This is a genomic window from Streptomyces sp. NBC_00096, from assembly GCF_045041305.1.
Lineage (GTDB): Bacteria > Actinomycetota > Actinomycetes > Streptomycetales > Streptomycetaceae > Streptomyces.
Map to the genome: position 1 here is coordinate 765,687 of NZ_CP108221.1, position 15,386 is coordinate 781,072.

Genomic DNA, 15,386 nt, shown 5'->3' on the forward strand with positions numbered 1-15,386 from the left:
GGGATAGGGTTCACGCAGAGCAACCAGATCGAACCTTCTCTCTACTGACGGAGAAACACCCGGTGCCAGCCGCCCCCCGACCCGACCTCACCGCGGCCTGGGCCCGTGTCGTGGCACTGGCGGAGCGGCGCGGCCAGGACCCGGAGCACGTCCTCGCGGTGGAGCGGCTCAGCCACCTGTCCGGGGTCGATCCGGCCCGCGTCCCCCGGGTGCTGGCCGGCACCGCCGCCGACCTGCCGCTGTGCGAGCGGGTGCACCGGCGGTTCCTGCGGCTGCGCGCCACCCGCCGCGACAAACACGGCCGGGAGTGGTCGCTCGCCGCCATCGCCGAGGACTTCGACGCCCCCGGTGCCTCCCTGGGCCCGCTCAACGCGGGCACCGGACTGCCCCGGCTCGGCCACGCGGCCGGCGTGCAGCGGTTCTTCGGGGTCTACGCCGGCTTCCTGCTCGCCGACAGCAAGAGCGCGGTGGAGCGGGCCCTGGCCACCACCGGCTCCGGTCCCGGGGGCCGGGCGGACGGCGCCGCGGACGACCTCGAACGCCTCTCGTACCTCACCGGCATCACCCCGGAGGGCATCCGGCTCACGCTCGAGGGCAATCCGCCCAGGCTCCCGCTCAAGGAGCAGGTGCGCCGGCGCTTCGAACACCTGCGCCGCACCCGCCCCCGGGAGGACGGGCAGGCCCACTCCCTCTCCGCCATAGCCGGATCCTTCGACGCCTCGGGGCAGTCACTCACCCGCCTCGCCCAGGGAGAGGGCCTCCCCAACCTCGCGGCGGCCGCCGGGATCCAGCGCTTCTACGGAGTCGAGAGCGGGTTCCTGCTCGCCGACGACACCGAGGCGCTGGCCGACGCCCTCACCGGGATCGAACGCGACATGCACGCCGCGGAACGGCCCGCCGAGAACCCGATGCTCGCCGTGATGCGGGCGCACGACGTGCGCAGCATCGTCACCCGGGCGGGACGGCTCTCCCCGCGCGGGTGGAAGTCCCTGGCGGACCACCTGGACGATCTGCTCGCGCGCGAAGGGCAGCTGGGCCCGGGCACCACCGGCCGCGGAGCCGCCACCGAGCACGGAGCGACCGAGCGCAGACCCACCGACGACCGCGGACCCGGCGATGACCGGAGAGCCGCAGATGGCCGCAGACCCGGCGATGACCGGGGAGCCGCCACCGGCCGCGGACCCGGCGACGACCGCGGAGCCGCCACCGGCCGCGGAGTGACCGATGACCGCGGAGCCGCCGATGACCGCAGTGCCGAAGGGGGAGCGCCATGAGGACCACACGGGCCATGCGGAAGCTCGGCGACGATCTGCTGACAGCAGCGCGCCTGGCTCCGAGCACCGACGCCCCCGGCATCATCGGGAGCCTGTGCGCCGCCTACGGACGCGGCCGCGACCGGTCCGTGCTGTTCCGGTTCGCCGCCTTCCCTCCTGACACGGCCAGCGGGCTGTGGCTGGAGATGGAGGACCGCGATCTCCTGGTCATCGAGGAGCGCACCCGGCCCGAGCACCAGCTCGTCATCGCCTGCCACGAGCTGTGGCACCTGGACGAGGGCACCTGCGACCGCCACGGCCAGGGCATGGCGGTGGCCGCCCGGCTGACCGGCCGGGGCGGCGGCCTGGCGGAACTGCTGCACACCGACGACGGGCTGAGCACCGTGGTCCGGCAGGCGGCCGCGCGCGCCGACCGCAGCGATCCCGCGGAGATCCGCGCCGAAACCTTCGGCCTGCACCTCGGAAAGATCCTCAAGACCTTCCTGCCGCCGCCCCGGGAAGAGCAGGTCCCCGAGGCGATCGAGCGCATCAAGACCTCGTTCGGCTGCGGACGTTGAGCGGGCCCCGGCACGCGCCCCCGGCGACTGACCACCGCCTTCCCGCCGACGCACCCACTCCGCCGATGCGCACGCGCACGGCCCTGACAGAGAGCACCACACGATGACCCAGTCTTCTCCGCCCCGCCACGCCGTCGTCATCGGGGGCAGCATGGCCGGCCTCCTGGCGGCCGCCGTCCTCGCCGAGCACGCGTCGGTCACCATCATCGACGCGGACACCCTGCCCGACAGCCCGGCACCCCGGCGCGGACTCCCCCAGGGCCGCCACGTCCACGTCATGTGGTCGGGCGGTGCCCGGGCCATCGAGGACATCCTGCCGGGGATCACCGAGGGCTGGATCGCCGCGGGTGCGATCCGCCGCAGCCTGCCCACCGACCTGGTCACCAAGACCGCCCAGGGCTGGATCCCGCGGTGCGGGGAGAAGCAGTTCAACATCTCCTGCAGCCGCGACCTCCTCGACTCGGTGGTCCGCGCCCGCGTCATCTCCCTGCCCGGGGTCACCACCCTGCAGCGCAGCCGGGTCCGCTCCCTGGAGGGCACGGCCGCGCGCATCACCGGCGTCCGCGTCGACACCCCGGAGGAAGAGGGCAGGCTGATCACCGCCGACCTCGTGGTCGACGCGAGCGGCCGCGGCTCCCGGGCCCGCACCTGGCTCCAGGGGCTGGGCGTGGACGGCATCCGGCAGGCCGAGGTCGACTCCGGTCTGGTCTACGCGACCAGGATCTTCGAGGCACCCGAGGGCGCCCACGAGATCGGCTTTCCCATCGTCAACGTCCAGTCCGACCCCCGGGTTCCGGTCCCCGGCCAGACCGCGACGATCGTGCCCATCGAGAACGGCCAGTGGCAGGCCACGCTCTCCGGGACCCGGGGCGGCCAGCCCACGGGCGACCCCGACGAGTTCATCCCGTTCGCCAAGGGCATCCGCGACCCCATCGTCGGCGAACTCCTCGAGGGCAAGAAGCCGCTGACCGACGTCGCCGTCACCCAGGGCACCGCCAACCGCCGGGTGTACTTCGAGAAGGCCGAGCTCCCCGACGGCTTCTTCGCCGTCGGCGACTCCGTCGCCACCTTCAACCCCCTCTACGGCCAGGGCATGACCGTTGCCGCCCAGGGCCTGCTGGCCGTGCGTGCGCTGCTGCGCGCCAAGGGCCTGGCGCACCCCTCCATCGGCATGGAGGCGCAGCGTGCGCTGGCCCCGCAGGTGGCCACCGCCTGGGAGCTCGCCACCTCGCAGGACATCCTGTACCCGGGGGCCACCGGCATGGAGCCGCGCACCGGCGCCGGCCTGCTCAACTCCTACGTCTCCCGGCTGATGACCGGCGCGACCACCCAGGAGGAGCTGACCTCGGCCTTCCTGGAGGTCATCACCATGAGCAGCCCGCCCACCTACTGGCTGAAGCCGTCGGTGGTCTGGCAGGTGCTGCGCGCCTCTGACCGGGGCGCGCTCAAGGCACCGCCGCTCACCGCCGCCGAGCGGACCGTCGCGGGGCTCGACCAAGAGGCCGACCCCGTCGAAGCCCGCTAGGCGCCCGATGACGCACGGGCTCATCCTCTACGTGCCGGGGTTCGTGATCCTCCTGGCCCTGGCCATCAAGGCTCCGACGCTGCGCCGCGGCTGGGACCAGCCGCTGATGCGCGCCGTGTGCACGCTGCTGGTCGTCGGCTCCATGGCCATGTTCCTGTCCGGTCCGCCGACGATCGCCGCGGTCAACCGGCTGACCGGCGTGGTCAACTTCTCCGCCCCCCTGGTCTACAGCGTGCTCACCGCGTTCTCCGGGTCGTGCATCGTGCTGATCCTGCACTGGGGCGGGGGCCCGACCCGGGGCGTGCTGCGGGCCACCCGGATCACGGTGGTCGCGTACAGCGCCGTCATCGTGACGATCGTCTTCCTGTTCGTGATGGCGGACGCGCCGGTCGAGCGGCTGCGGGACCTGGACACGTACTACGCCAACACCCCGTGGATGCGCGAGATGATCGCCCTCTACCTGACCGCCCACGCCGTGGGCAGCACGGCGCTGACCCTGCTGTGCTGGAAGTGGCTGCGGCGCGTGGACCCGGCGCTGCGGCCGCTGCGCACCGGGCTGGCGCTGCTCATGTTCGGCATGGTGATGGACGTCGGCTACCTCATCGCGAAGTGGGCCGCCGTCGGGGCCCGCTGGTCCGGCCGGGACTGGGACGGCCTGTCCACCTACCTCGCGCCGCCGCTCGCCTCCGCGGCGGCCCTGCTGGTCGGTACCGGGTTCATCGTGCCCCTGGTCGGCGGATCGGCGGCCTGGCAGGAGTTCAGCCAGTACCGCCGGCTGCGTCCGCTGTGGCGGGCCCTGCACGGATTCGCCGCGTCCAGTGTGATGACGGTGCCGCTGACCTGGTGGTCCCCGGTCGGGATCCGGCTGATCCACCGCGAGTCGGTGATCGACGACGGGCTCCTGGCGCTCGCCTCCTGGTTCGACCCCGCGGTGCGGAGCGAGGCCTACGAGGCTGCGCGCGCCCAGGGCCGGGGCGAGCGGGGCGCCGCCCTGGTGGCCGACGCGGCCGTGCTCGCGGCCGCCTGCCAACGCCGGGCGGCTGCGGACCGGGCGGCCGCCGACCGGGCGGCCGCCGACCGGGCCGTCACCGGCCGCGCGGGCACCGACCGTACGGCCGCCGGCCGGACCGCGCCCGCCCCGGGGCTGCCCGCCGTATCCGGCCCCGCGGAGCCCTGCCGTCTGGGTGATGCCCCGCTCACCGAGCTGGCCCGGGAGTTCCACACCTCCCCCATCGTGGCGGAGGCCCGCCGCAGGGCCGCGCACGCGGTCTGAGCCACCCCGGAGCCCGGCGGGCTCACCCCGGGCCGCCGTAGGGGCCGTCAGACCGCCGCGGCCACCGTCTCGCGGCTCCGGGCGGCCCCGGCCGCCTCGCCTGTCAGTACCTTGAGCCGCTTGGTGAACAGGACCATCACCGCGCCGGCCGCGATCACCATGGCGCCCTGCCACAGGAAGTTCCAGCTCTGGCCGATGACCGCGTCGAGCCTGGGCAGCTGCGCGCCGATCGCGTCCCCGGTGGCGGCCGCGAGGAACCAGACGCCCATCATTTGATTGGTGAAGGCGCGCGGGGCGAGCTTGGTGGTGACCGACAGGCCGACCGGGCTCAGGCACATCTCGCCCATCACCTGGATGACGTACACGCCCACCAGCCACATCAACGAGACCTTGACCCCGCTGGAGGCGATGGCCGCGGCGCCCGACATGACCACGAAGGAGGCGCCGGTCAGCAGCAGGGCCAGGCCGAACTTGAACGGGGTGCTCATGTGCTTGCCCCGCCGCACCCAGAAGGCGGCGAAGACCGGGGCCAGGACGATCACGAACAGCGAGGGCAGCGACTGGGTCCAGCTGGCCGGGATGTGCCAGCCCAGGAGGGACAGGTCGGTCTTCTGGGCGGCGAAGAGGTTCAGCTCGTTGCCCATCTGGTCGTAGACCAGCCAGAACAGCGTGGCGGCCAGGAAGAGCCAGACGTAGGCGCGCAGCCGGGTCTTCTCCACCCGGTCGGTCTTGGGGCTGCGGTACATCGAGAGCAGCACCCCGGCCGGGACCACGACGGCGACGATCGTGAGCACGAAGGTGATGTTGTCGATGCTCAGGGCGTGGGAGGCGGCGAGCAGGGTGATCAGGACGGCCGTGAAGACCAGGCCGTACGCGGAGGACCTGCGCACCTTGGCGCGCTCGGCCGGGGTGAGCCCGACCACCGGTTCGGCGCGCAGCTGCTGCGAGAGCCGGCGGCCGCCGAGGACGTACTGGACCAGGCCGATGGCCATGCCGACCGCGGCGGCGCCGAAGCCGAGGTGCCAGTTGACCTCTTCGCCGAGGTAGCCGACGACGAGCGGGGCGATGACGGCACCGAGGTTGATGCCCATGTAGAAGATCGAGTAGCCGGCGTCGCGCCGCTGGTCGTCGTCGGCGGCGTACAGCCGGCCGACGAGGGCGGAGATGTTCGGCTTGAGGAGCCCGGTGCCGATGACGATGAGGACCAGGCCGGGCCAGACGAAGACCGGGTTCGGTACGGCCATGAGGGCGTGGCCCGCCATGATGACCAGGCCGCCCCACAGGACGGCGCGGCGGGCGCCGAGGAACCGGTCGGCGATCCAGCCTCCGGGCAGCGCCAGCAGCGAGATCATGGCCATGTAGACGCCTTCGACGGCCTCGGCCGTGCCCTCGTGGAGGCCCATGCCGCCGTGGCCGCGGGAGGCCGCGAGGAAGTGCACGAGGATGGCGACCATGCCGTAGAGGCTGAAGCGCTCCCACAGCTCGGCGAGGACGAGGGTGGCGAGCCCGCGCGGGTGGCGCTTCGCGCCCACCGCCGCGTCCGGTCCCGAGGTCTTCTGCATATCCATCGATGCGTTCACATATTCATTGCAGCGCTCGTGCCGGTTGCCCGGATCGGTCTTTCGGCCGTTACCGGCGGAAACGGGAACGCCCCGAGCCCAAGGGCCCGGGGCGTTCGCCCTGCGAGGGTGCGGTCAGAGGTCCGCGAGGGCCAGTCCGGCCTGCTCGGCGGCCGCCTGCACGGTCTGCTCCAGCAGCACCGCGATGGTCATCGGGCCGACACCGCCCGGGACGGGGGTGATCAGCGAGGCGCGGGCTGCGGCCGACTCGAAGTGGACGTCGCCGACGTTGCCCTCGTTGTAGCCGGCGTCCAGGACCACGGCGCCCGGCTTGATGTCCTCGCCCCGGATGAACTCGGCCTTGCCGACCGCGGCGACCAGCACGTCCGCCTGGCGCACGATGGACGGCAGGTCCACGGTGCGCGAGTGGCAGTAGGTGACGGTGGCGTTCTGCTCCAGGAGCAGCATCCCGGCCGGCTTGCCCAGGATCGCGCTGCGGCCGACGACCACGGCGTGCTTGCCGGTGAGGTCCACGTCGTAGGCCTCCAGCAGCCGCATGATGCCGCCGGGGGTGCAGGAGACGAAGCCCGGCAGTCCGAAGCCCATGGCGGCGAAGGAGTGCATGGTGACCCCGTCGACGTCCTTGCCGGGGGCGATGGCCTCGAAGGCGGCGCGCTCGTCGATGTGGTGCGGGACCGGGTGCTGGAGCAGGATCCCGCTGATTTCGGGGTCCTCGGAGAGCTCGGTCAGGGTGGCGACGAGCTCCTCGGTGGTCGTCGCGGCGGGCAGCTCGACGTGGCGGGAGGTGATCCCGGCCTTGGCGCAGCGGTTCTGCTTCATCCGTACGTAGGTGACGGACGCGGGGTCCTCGCCGACCAGCACGGTCGCGAGACAGGGCGCGGTGCCCGTGCGCTCGGTGATCTTCGCGGCGTGGTCGGCGGTCCGCTCCGAGATGCGGCGGGCCAGGGCGGTGCCGTCCATCAGCCGGGCGGTCCGTTCTTGAACGGTCTGTTCCTGAACAGCCTGTTCCTGAACGTTCTGGGCAGTCGTCATGGGGTCTCCTGAGCGTCGCTGCGGGATCGCGGTTCGCCCAGGCGCGCGGCAGTCGACGTACGGGAGCACGCCGGGCCGCTCCCCGGTGGTGATCCACCCGAACGCCAGTCACGGCCCGCCGCCCAGTGTAGGCGAACCCCGCCGGCGCCCACCGCCCGGCAATCCGGTGGATGACCGGCGTCCGACCTGGGACGATCGAGACATGACGCGCACATTCGACCATCTCGTCGCGGAAGCCGAGTCCGTCTCCGTGGACGGCTGGGACTTCTCCTGGCTCGACGGCCGCGCCACCGAGCAGCGCCCCTCCTGGGGCTACCAGCGCCTCCTGGGGGAGCGTCTGGCGCAGGTCCGGTCCGTCCTGGACATCCAGACCGGCGGCGGCGAGGTCCTCGCCGGAGCGGGGCCCCTGCCCCCGCTGACGGTGGCCACCGAGTCCTGGCCGCCGAACATCGGCAAGGCGACCCGGCTGCTGCACCCGCTCGGCGCGGTGGTGGTCGCGGACGCCGACGAGCCGCCGCTGCCCTTCGGCGACGAGGCCTTCGACCTCGTCGTCAGCCGGCATCCGGTGACGATCTGGTGGGAGGAGATCGCGCGGGTGCTGCGGCCCGGCGGCAGCTACCTCTCCCAGCAGGTCGGTCCGGCGAGCGTCTTCGAGCTCGTCGAGTACTTCCTGGGCCCGCAGCCGGAGGCGGTCCGGCGCGGCCGGCACCCCGACGACGCGGTCGCCGGGGCCACCGGGGCGGGACTGGAGGTGGTCGAGCTGCGCTCGGAACGGCTGCGGACCGAGTTCAACGACATCGGAGCCGTGATCTACTTTCTACGGAAGGTGATCTGGATGGTGCCGGGCTTCACGGTCGGGCAGCATCGGGACCGGTTGCGCGAGCTGCACGAACAGATCGAGCGCGAGGGCCCGTTCGTCGCGCACACCGCCCGATTCCTGATCGAGGCCCGCAAAACGGGCTGACAAAAAGGGCGGACGCGACCACCACCGATCGGTTGCCCGGTCACAGCGTGGCGCAGGTCACTCAATTCAGCGCGTAACGAATCTACTCGGGCATGCGATGAACCGACAGGTGTCCTCGTGCGGCCCGGAATACAGACCCCCCTCGGGTCTGTTTCCCAAGTTCGCGCGATGATGTCCCGCCACCCCTTTATCTGTTCGCAACGAGAGGCTCCTTGTGTCGCTCAGCCCGTCCCGTACGTTCCCCACGGAGATCGCCGAATCCGAGGCCCTGGTCGCGCTTGTCGAGCGCGGCCGCGAGCAGGGTCACATCAACGGTGATGACGTGCGACAGGCCTTCGAGGCCGGCCGCATCCCGGTGGACCAGTGGAAGCGGGTCCTGCGCAGCCTGAACCAGGTCCTGGACGAGGAGGGCGTCGCGCTGCACGTCAGCGCCGCGCCCGCCACGAAGGCTGCCGCCAAGAAGCCGCGCAAGGCGGCCGCCGCCCCGGCGCGTGCCGTCACCAAGAAGGCTGCCGCCCCGCCGCGCCTCATCGGTGCGCGCAAGACGGCGGCCCCCGCCACCGCCGCGGCGATATCCGACCCGACGGCCTCCGGGACCGAGGAGGAGGTGGCGGCCGAGGCCGCCGCCGCGCCGAAGAAGCGGACGGTCAAGAAGACCGCCGCGAAGAAGACCGCGGTCAAGAAGACCGCCGCCACGAAGAAGACCGCCAAGGACGGCGACGAGGCCGAGCCGCCCGTGGCCGAGGGCGAGGACTGGGCAGCCGAGGACCTCGACGAGGGCGACGAGAAGGAAACGCCCAAGACGGGCGGCAGCGCGGGCTTCGTCCTGTCCGACGACGACGAGGACGACGCCCCGGCGCAGACCGTCATGGTCGCCGGCGCCACCGCCGACCCCGTCAAGGACTACCTCAAGCTCATCGGCAAGGTGCCGCTGCTCAACGCCGAGCAGGAGGTCGAGCTCGCCAAGCGCATCGAGGCCGGTCTCTTCTCCGAGTACAAGCTCGAAGAGGAGGAGGACCACAAGCCCGCGTTCAAGCGCGAGCTGGAGATCCTCGTCGAGGACGGCCGCCGGGCCAAGAACCACCTGCTGGAGGCCAACCTCCGCCTCGTGGTCTCCCTCGCCAAGCGCTACACCGGCCGCGGCATGCTCTTCCTGGACCTGATCCAGGAGGGCAACGTCGGTCTGATCCGCGCGGTGGAGAAGTTCGACTACACCAAGGGCTTCAAGTTCTCCACGTACGCGACCTGGTGGATCCGGCAGGCGATCACGCGTGCCATGGCCGACCAGTCGCGCACCATCCGCATCCCCGTCCACATGGTCGAGATCATCAACAAGCTGGCCCGCGTCCAGCGCCAGATGCTCCAGGACCTCGGCCGGGAGCCCACTCCGGAGGAGCTGGGCAAGGAACTCGACATGACCCCCGAGAAGGTCATCGAGGTCCAGAAGTACGGCCGCGAGCCGATCTCCCTGCACACCCCGCTGGGTGAGGAGGGCGACAGCGAGTTCGGTGACCTCATCGAGGACTCCGAGGCGGTCGTGCCGGCCGACGCGGTCTCCTTCACCTTCCTCCAGGAGCAGCTCCAGTCGATCCTGGGCACGCTCTCGGAGCGCGAGGCGGGCGTGGTCTCCATGCGGTACGGCCTCAACGACGGCCAGCCGAAGACCCTCGACGAGATCGGCCGCGTGTACGGGGTCACCCGTGAGCGCATCCGCCAGATCGAGTCGAAGACCATGTCCAAGCTCCGCCACCCGTCGCGCTCGCAGGTGCTGCGCGACTACCTCGACTAAAAAAGCGGGGAGGCGCCCCTCGGGCCAGTCGGAAGACCGGCCCGAGGGGCGTGAACGGCAGGGAGGCGCCCTGCGGAACCAGGAAGGCGTGCTCGCGCCGGATCCGCAGGGTGTCGATCCACCCGTCCGTGATCACCAGCACCGGGGCCCCGGGCGGGAAGTCCTCCGCCCGGAGCAGCAGGTCGATCCCCGGCTGCAGTACGGTCCCGCCCCGGCCCCGGACCTTCACCCGGCCCGCGATTTCGGCCGGGGGCAGATAGCCCGCGTCGTACGGCGCCGCGTCGCAGAACACGACGCGTGCCGCCGGAACGTCGCGGGCTTCGGTGTAAGAGGCGATGGCGCCGAGCGCCTTGCCGAGCAGGGCGGTGACCATCGACCCCGAGGTGTCGAGCACCACTCCGAAGGTGCAGCGGGCGGTCTCCTCGACCGGGAAGTACCGGCCCGCGCGCGGGATGTCCGGGGTGGATGCCTGGCGGCGGGCCGGCCGCGCGAAGCTGCGTACCGGCTCCGGACGCGGCAGTTCCTTGATCAGGCGCCCCCGGAAGGCTTCGGCCAGGTAGTACAGCAGGTGCCGGTCCTCCGGGCCGCGCGGCCAGCCCGCCTCGCCCTTCATGACCGCCTCGATCCCGAAGGTGTGGCGGACGATCTTGGCGTAGCCGCGGAAGGAGACGGCGTGCGCGGGGGTGAGCGTGCCGTGCGCGAGCACCCCGAGCGTCTGCTCGTCCAGCTCCGGCCCGAAGGAGTGCAGGGCGTCGGAGAGCATGTGCCAGGAGCGCGGCGTGGAGAAGGGCTCCTCCGTCTTGGGCGGCTGCGCCCAGAGATGGTCGGGGCGGTCCGTTTTCCTACGCCGCGGGCCGGACGCCCCCGCGCTGCTTGCGGGCGGACATCACCGCGTACACGAGGACGCCCCCGAACAGGAACAGCACGCCCTGGTAGACGGCCGCGTAACCGGAGCCCGCGACCAGCCACATGGAGAAGGCGAAGGCCGTGCAGGCCAGGACGGCGTCGCGGACCAGCCGGCCCCGGTGGACGCGCCCGGACTGCCCCGAGGCGAGGAAGTAGATCTGCGCGGCGGTGGAGAGCAGGTACGGGACGGTCGCGGTGAAGGTGGTGATCAGGACCAGCACCTCGAAGACCCCGTCCGAGCCGGACGTGTAGTTGTAGAGGGTGAGGCCGGAGGCCAGGATCACGGTGACGATCACGCCGACGACCGGGACCCCGCGCCTCTTCGTCGTGAAGGCCTTCGGGAAGAGGCCGTCCTTCGCGGCGGCGTACGGGGTCTGCGCGCTGAGCAGGGTCCAGCCGTTGAGGGCGCCGACCATCGAGATGACGGCGGCGCAGGCCACGAGCGTGCCGCCCCAGGTTCCGCCGAACATGGCGTCGACCGCGTCGGAGAAGGGGGCGGTGGAGCCGACCAGCTGCTCGTGGGCGACCAGGCCGAAGACGGCGAGGGTGCCGAGCAGGTAGACGACGGCCGCGCCCGCGGTGCCGAGGATGGTGGCCCGGCCGACGTTGCGGGCCGGGTCGCGGACCTCGCCCGCGCTGACGGCGGCCGATTCGACGCCGAGGTAGCTGAAGAGCAGCATCGCGGCGGCGGCGGAGACGGCGCCGATCGGGCTCTGGCCGGTGGCCCGGAACGGGCCGAGGTTGGCGGGGTCGAAGAAGAACAGCCCACCGACGGCGACCAGCAGCAGCGGCGCGAACTTCAGCACGGTGGCGATGAGCTGGACCTGGCCCACGTACCGGGTGCCGGCCAGGTTGGCGAGCGCGGGCAGCCACTGCACGGTGAGGGCGGCCAGGCACATGGACCACTTGTGCGCGCCCACGGCCGGGAAGAGCACGCAGAGGTAGCCGACCGAGGCCACGGCGAGGGCCGCGTTGGAGACCCAGGTGGTGATCCAGTAGCTCCAGGCGGCGAGGAATCCGGCGAAGTCGCCGAAGGCCGCGCGGGCGTAGATGTACGGGCCGCCGGTCTGCGGGTGGCGTTCGGCGAGCCGGCCGAAGACCAGCGCGAGCGCGATCGCGCCGGCGGTGAGGACGGCGAAGGCGACGAGGCTGATGGTGCCGAACGGGGCCACCGAGGCGGGGAGCAGGAAGATGCCGCCGCCGATGATGTTGCCCATGACCAGGCAGGTCGCGATCGGCAGGCCGAACCGGCGGGCGTGCGGGGTCGCTGCCGCTCCGGTGCTCGTGGGGGGTGCTGCGGGGGATATGGCAGGGGTGGTGCTCACGGGTCGCGGGCCTCGGGTGTTTCACATGCTGGACAGGTCGACACATGCTCAGGTATCGCCGGAGCCGCACCAAATCAGTGGTTTTCATCCCGTCCGGGCCGCGTGACGGAGGGAGGTCTTGCGCCGGCAGCCCCCTTCGGCCGGGGATTTTCCGCCCGTGGTGGGAAGGCCGGGGCCGGAGGCAGGGGCAGGGGTTCGGGGCCGGGGCCGGGGTTCAGGGCCGGGGGCCGGGGCCGGGGCCGGGGTTCAGGGCGGGGGCCGGGGCCGGGGCCGGGGTTCAGGGCGGGGGCCGGGGCCGGGGCCGGGGTTCAGGGCGGGGGCCGGGGCCGGGGTTCAGGGCCGGGGGCCGGGGCAGCGGCCCGGGCCGGGGCCAGCCGGGGCCCGGGTGGTCAGGGGGGCGGTGGGGCCTCGGCCTGCGGCGACCGTGGCTGCGGGTCCACCGGGACCTGGGGGCCGTCCGCCTCGCGGAGCCAGCGGTGCAGTACGGCGTGCACGGCCTCCGCGCCCACCAGCTCACCGCCGGGCCGGGACCCCGGCTCGGACAGTTCCGCCGGCCACATCAGGAACGGGTGCCCCTGCTCCCCGCCCAGGCCGCCGTGGGAGCCGATCTGCTCCTCGAAGGCGTGCACCGCGCCCGTCTCCGGGTCGTACGCCGAGTTCACCATCACGTCGGCCACGTGCGGGAAGGTGTCGGTCCGCCGCACCGCCTGCGCCGCGCCCGGCCCGAAGCGGGCCAGCAGCTCCTCCGCCGCGCCCGCCTCGTCCAGCCGCGCCTCGGCCCCGCCCGGCCCCAGCACCACCCCGTCGACCAGCAGGAACCCGACCCCGGGGTGGTTCGCCAGGGTCGCCAGGAGCGCCGGGTGCGCGCGGTCGATCCGCTCCCGCGAGGCCCGGCCGGGCAGGTCCGGGAAGGAGATCAGCCCCAGGTTGCCCGACGCCAGCACCACCGGGTCCGGGCCCGCCGCGGGGTGCGCCTCCCCGGCCTCCTCCTCGACCGGCCGGTGCAGGGCGGCCCGTACGGCGGCACGTGCCTCGGCCCCGCTGTGGGTGCGGCCGGCCCGCCGGGACACCGGCAGCCCGCAGCCCGCGCGGACCAGGTCCTTCAGGGTGAGCCCGTACCGCGCCAGGAAGGTCTCCCCCGGGCTCTGGCCGTGGTCCGAGAGCGGCACGATCCGGTACTCCCGCGGCGCGTGCTCGGCCACCCGTGCGATCAGGGCGAGGCTGCGGTCGAGCCGGGCGAGCACCTGCTCGGTGTCCCGGGCGCGCGGGCCCGAGTGGTGGGCGACCTCGTCGTAGGCGACCAGGTCCGCGTAGACCGCGGCGCGCCCGGCCAGCATGTCGCCGATCACCGCCGCCACCACGACGTCGCGCTCCACCACCGTCGCGAAGGCCCGGATCAGCGGGTAGAGCCCGCCGCGCGCGACGCGCGGCCGGTCCCCGCGCACACGGCTCCGCAGCGACTGGATGATCTCGCGGGCCACTTCGGCGACGAAGGAGAGCGCGGTGCGGACGGCGTTGGCCGGGTCGGAGAAGTACGCGAAGTAGCCGGCGCGGGAGCGGTTGTCCGGGCCCCGCCGGGCGGAGACCGACAGGACCAGGGCCAGTTGGTCGGCGCCGCCGCTGAAGAGGTTGCCGCGGCTGGCTCCGTCGAGGGTGAGCAGGCCGCCGTTCCGGGTGCGTTCGACCGCGCGCCGCTGGAGCTCGGCGGCGCTGGTGGGCCGGTTGCAGACCACCACCTCGCCGGTGTCCTTCTCGTACCAGCGGAAGGCCGGTACGTCGAAGTTGGAGCCGTGCAGGATGCCGAGCTGGCTGGCGCCGGTCTGGCTGGACCAGTCGGTCCGCCAGGAGGTGATGCGGTGGCTGCGGTCGAGCCAGTCGGCCACCGTCGGCATCAGACCGCTGCCCGCCGCGTGCCGCAGCACCTCGTACCCGACCCCGTCGAGCTGCAGGAACACCAGGGCGGGCGCGCATTCGCCGGCGCCGGGCGTCCCTTCGCGGCGCTGGCGGCGCCGGCGGCGGTCGGCCAGCCGGTAGAGCCGGCGCCGGTAGGCCTCGTCGTCCCGTACGGCGAGCGCGGTGGAGGTCGCGGAGGCCACGGCGGACATCACGGCGGCGACGACCACGGCCGTTTCCGGGGCCAACTCGCCGCGGCCGGCCGGGATCAGGCTGAGCGCTATCAGCAGCAGCGAACCGTTGAGGAAGAACACGAGCAGGCCGAGCACCAGGGCCGGTACGAGCAGCAGGGCGCGGACGAGAACCGGCCAGACCAGTGCGCTCAGCAGACCGAACGCCCCGGCGCCGAGAGCGGCCGTCAGCCCGATCTGCGTGATGCTGTCGTCGTCTCCGCCGCCCTGGAGCCGGAAGTCGGGGAGGATGCCGGCCAGGACGAGCATGGTGAGGGTGGAAACCGCCCAGACCAGGACGACCCGCACCAGGGCGCTGCCCGCACTCCGCCACCGGCCTCGCAGCACGCCGAACCCGCCTCACCACCGTGGCCCGCACCGCGCCGACGAGCCCCCGTCCCACGGTCTCCAGGCTCGCACAGGGGCGCCCGGACGGCCGGATGACACGGGTGGCGGATATGCGTACGGAAGGCGGCGGGGTCGGACGCGGGCGGCCGGCGGCCTACGTGCCGTCGTAGCCGGCCGTCGGCATGGAGAGGCGGCGGTGCACCTCGGCCTTCATCGCGGAGGTGTAGCGGGGCTCTTCGAGACCGGCGGTTTCCAGCCGTACCCCGCGCCGCTCGCACTCGGCGGTGAACTCGTCCACGGAGTGCAGCGCGCGGGTCAGCACCCGGTGGTTGGCCGTGACGAACAGGTCGACGCGGCCGGCGTCGATGTCGTTCCAGAGCCCGCAGTGGTCGGCGCGCAGCCCGTAGACGAACAGCTGCCGGGTCACGACGTAGCCCCGGTCGGCGGCCCAGCGGGCGCACATGGCGTGCTGGCTCCGGGTGTCGACGGCGAAGGGATCGGCGTCCAGATCCTCCAGCGGGGCCAGGCTGGTGATCGCGGCCACGCGCAGCTCATCCATGCCGCCCGACCCTACTCCGATCCGCCGCCGGGGAGGAGAGGGCGTCGGGGCCCGGTTCCGGGCGGTTTCGGCGGGCAGCCTTTAGGCTCGACGGGACCGCGCGGGCGCGGGACGAGGGAGGGGATCAGGGG

Annotated in this window: 11 protein-coding genes, 2 pseudogenes and 1 riboswitch; of the genes and pseudogenes, 6 read left to right on the forward strand and 7 right to left on the reverse strand. The window is 72.9% G+C overall.

Features of this window, described 5'->3' with window-relative positions:
- The first annotated feature begins 62 nt into the window (after positions 1-62).
- The 4 genes from OG904_RS03440 to OG904_RS03455 all read left to right on the forward strand — a co-directional run bounded on the left by OG904_RS03440 (position 63) and on the right by OG904_RS03455 (position 4,629).
- Entirely contained in the window at positions 63-1,274 is a 1,212-nt protein-coding gene (locus OG904_RS03440) for a hypothetical protein (protein ID WP_405487222.1), read from the forward strand.
- The gene (locus OG904_RS03445) at positions 1,271-1,831 is read left to right on the forward strand and encodes a toxin-antitoxin system, toxin component (RefSeq protein ID WP_405487224.1); all 561 of its coding nucleotides are present in this window, start codon (positions 1,271-1,273) and stop codon (positions 1,829-1,831) included. Before OG904_RS03440 ends, OG904_RS03445 begins: the two co-directional genes overlap by 4 nt.
- 103 nt (positions 1,832-1,934) lie before the next feature.
- Positions 1,935-3,356, forward strand: a complete 1,422-nt coding sequence (locus OG904_RS03450) for an NAD(P)/FAD-dependent oxidoreductase (protein ID WP_405487226.1) — start codon at positions 1,935-1,937, stop codon at positions 3,354-3,356.
- Positions 3,357-3,363: 7 nt separating this feature from the next.
- Complete coding sequence (locus OG904_RS03455; RefSeq protein ID WP_405487228.1) at positions 3,364-4,629, forward strand: MAB_1171c family putative transporter; 1,266 nt, start codon at positions 3,364-3,366, stop codon at positions 4,627-4,629.
- Between the two features lie 47 nt (positions 4,630-4,676).
- Here the strand turns inward: OG904_RS03455 and OG904_RS03460 are convergent, their stop codons facing one another.
- Entirely contained in the window at positions 4,677-6,209 is a 1,533-nt protein-coding gene (locus tag OG904_RS03460; RefSeq protein WP_405487230.1) for a peptide MFS transporter, read from the reverse strand.
- Between the two features lie 114 nt (positions 6,210-6,323).
- Complete coding sequence (locus OG904_RS03465) at positions 6,324-7,241, reverse strand: bifunctional 5,10-methylenetetrahydrofolate dehydrogenase/5,10-methenyltetrahydrofolate cyclohydrolase (protein ID WP_405487232.1); 918 nt, start codon at positions 7,239-7,241, stop codon at positions 6,324-6,326.
- A gap of 28 nt (positions 7,242-7,269) precedes the next feature.
- Positions 7,270-7,363: riboswitch (ZMP/ZTP riboswitch) on the reverse strand.
- Positions 7,364-7,443: 80 nt separating this feature from the next.
- Here OG904_RS03465 and OG904_RS03470 point away from each other — a divergent pair.
- Together OG904_RS03470 and OG904_RS03475 are read left to right on the forward strand one after the other, a co-directional pair.
- Positions 7,444-8,205 (forward strand): class I SAM-dependent methyltransferase, encoded by a 762-nt coding sequence (locus tag OG904_RS03470; protein WP_405487234.1) that lies wholly within the window; start codon positions 7,444-7,446, stop codon positions 8,203-8,205.
- Between the two features lie 214 nt (positions 8,206-8,419).
- The gene (locus OG904_RS03475) at positions 8,420-9,994 is read left to right on the forward strand and encodes an RNA polymerase sigma factor (RefSeq protein ID WP_405487236.1); all 1,575 of its coding nucleotides are present in this window, start codon (positions 8,420-8,422) and stop codon (positions 9,992-9,994) included.
- A gap of 22 nt (positions 9,995-10,016) precedes the next feature.
- On the opposite strand, the pseudogene OG904_RS03480 reads toward OG904_RS03475, so the two are convergent.
- From OG904_RS03480 to OG904_RS03500, 5 genes and pseudogenes are all read right to left on the reverse strand, one after another.
- A pseudogene (locus tag OG904_RS03480) lies at positions 10,017-10,514 on the reverse strand (hypothetical protein); the annotation flags it as partial.
- Positions 10,509-10,832, reverse strand: a pseudogene (locus OG904_RS03485) (MoxR family ATPase); the annotation flags it as partial. The pseudogenes OG904_RS03485 and OG904_RS03480, both read right to left, overlap by 6 nt.
- A gap of 4 nt (positions 10,833-10,836) precedes the next feature.
- Positions 10,837-12,225, reverse strand: coding sequence for an amino acid permease (locus OG904_RS03490; protein ID WP_405487238.1), 1,389 nt, complete (start codon positions 12,223-12,225; stop codon positions 10,837-10,839).
- Positions 12,226-12,614: 389 nt separating this feature from the next.
- Positions 12,615-14,696: a phage holin family protein gene (locus OG904_RS03495; protein WP_405487240.1), complete on the reverse strand. Its 2,082-nt coding sequence runs from the start codon at positions 14,694-14,696 to the stop codon at positions 12,615-12,617.
- 154 nt (positions 14,697-14,850) lie between these two features.
- On the reverse strand, positions 14,851-15,255 hold the full coding sequence (locus OG904_RS03500) for a hypothetical protein (protein WP_405487242.1): 405 nt from the start codon (positions 15,253-15,255) through the stop codon (positions 14,851-14,853).
- Between the last annotated feature and the right edge of the window lie 131 nt (positions 15,256-15,386).

What these genes read in the sequence shown, in the direction of transcription:
- OG904_RS03445 (WP_405487224.1), top strand. Translation starts at nt 1,271, where the DNA reads ATGAGGACCACACGGGCCATGCGGAAGCTCGGCGACGATCTGCTGACA.
- OG904_RS03450 (WP_405487226.1), top strand. Translation starts at nt 1,935, where the DNA reads ATGACCCAGTCTTCTCCGCCCCGCCACGCCGTCGTCATCGGGGGCAGC.
- OG904_RS03455 (WP_405487228.1), top strand. Translation starts at nt 3,364, where the DNA reads ATGACGCACGGGCTCATCCTCTACGTGCCGGGGTTCGTGATCCTCCTG.
- OG904_RS03465 (WP_405487232.1), bottom strand. Translation starts at nt 7,241, where the DNA reads ATGACGACTGCCCAGAACGTTCAGGAACAGGCTGTTCAGGAACAGACC.
- OG904_RS03470 (WP_405487234.1), top strand. Translation starts at nt 7,444, where the DNA reads ATGACGCGCACATTCGACCATCTCGTCGCGGAAGCCGAGTCCGTCTCC.
- OG904_RS03500 (WP_405487242.1), bottom strand. Translation starts at nt 15,255, where the DNA reads ATGGATGAGCTGCGCGTGGCCGCGATCACCAGCCTGGCCCCGCTGGAG.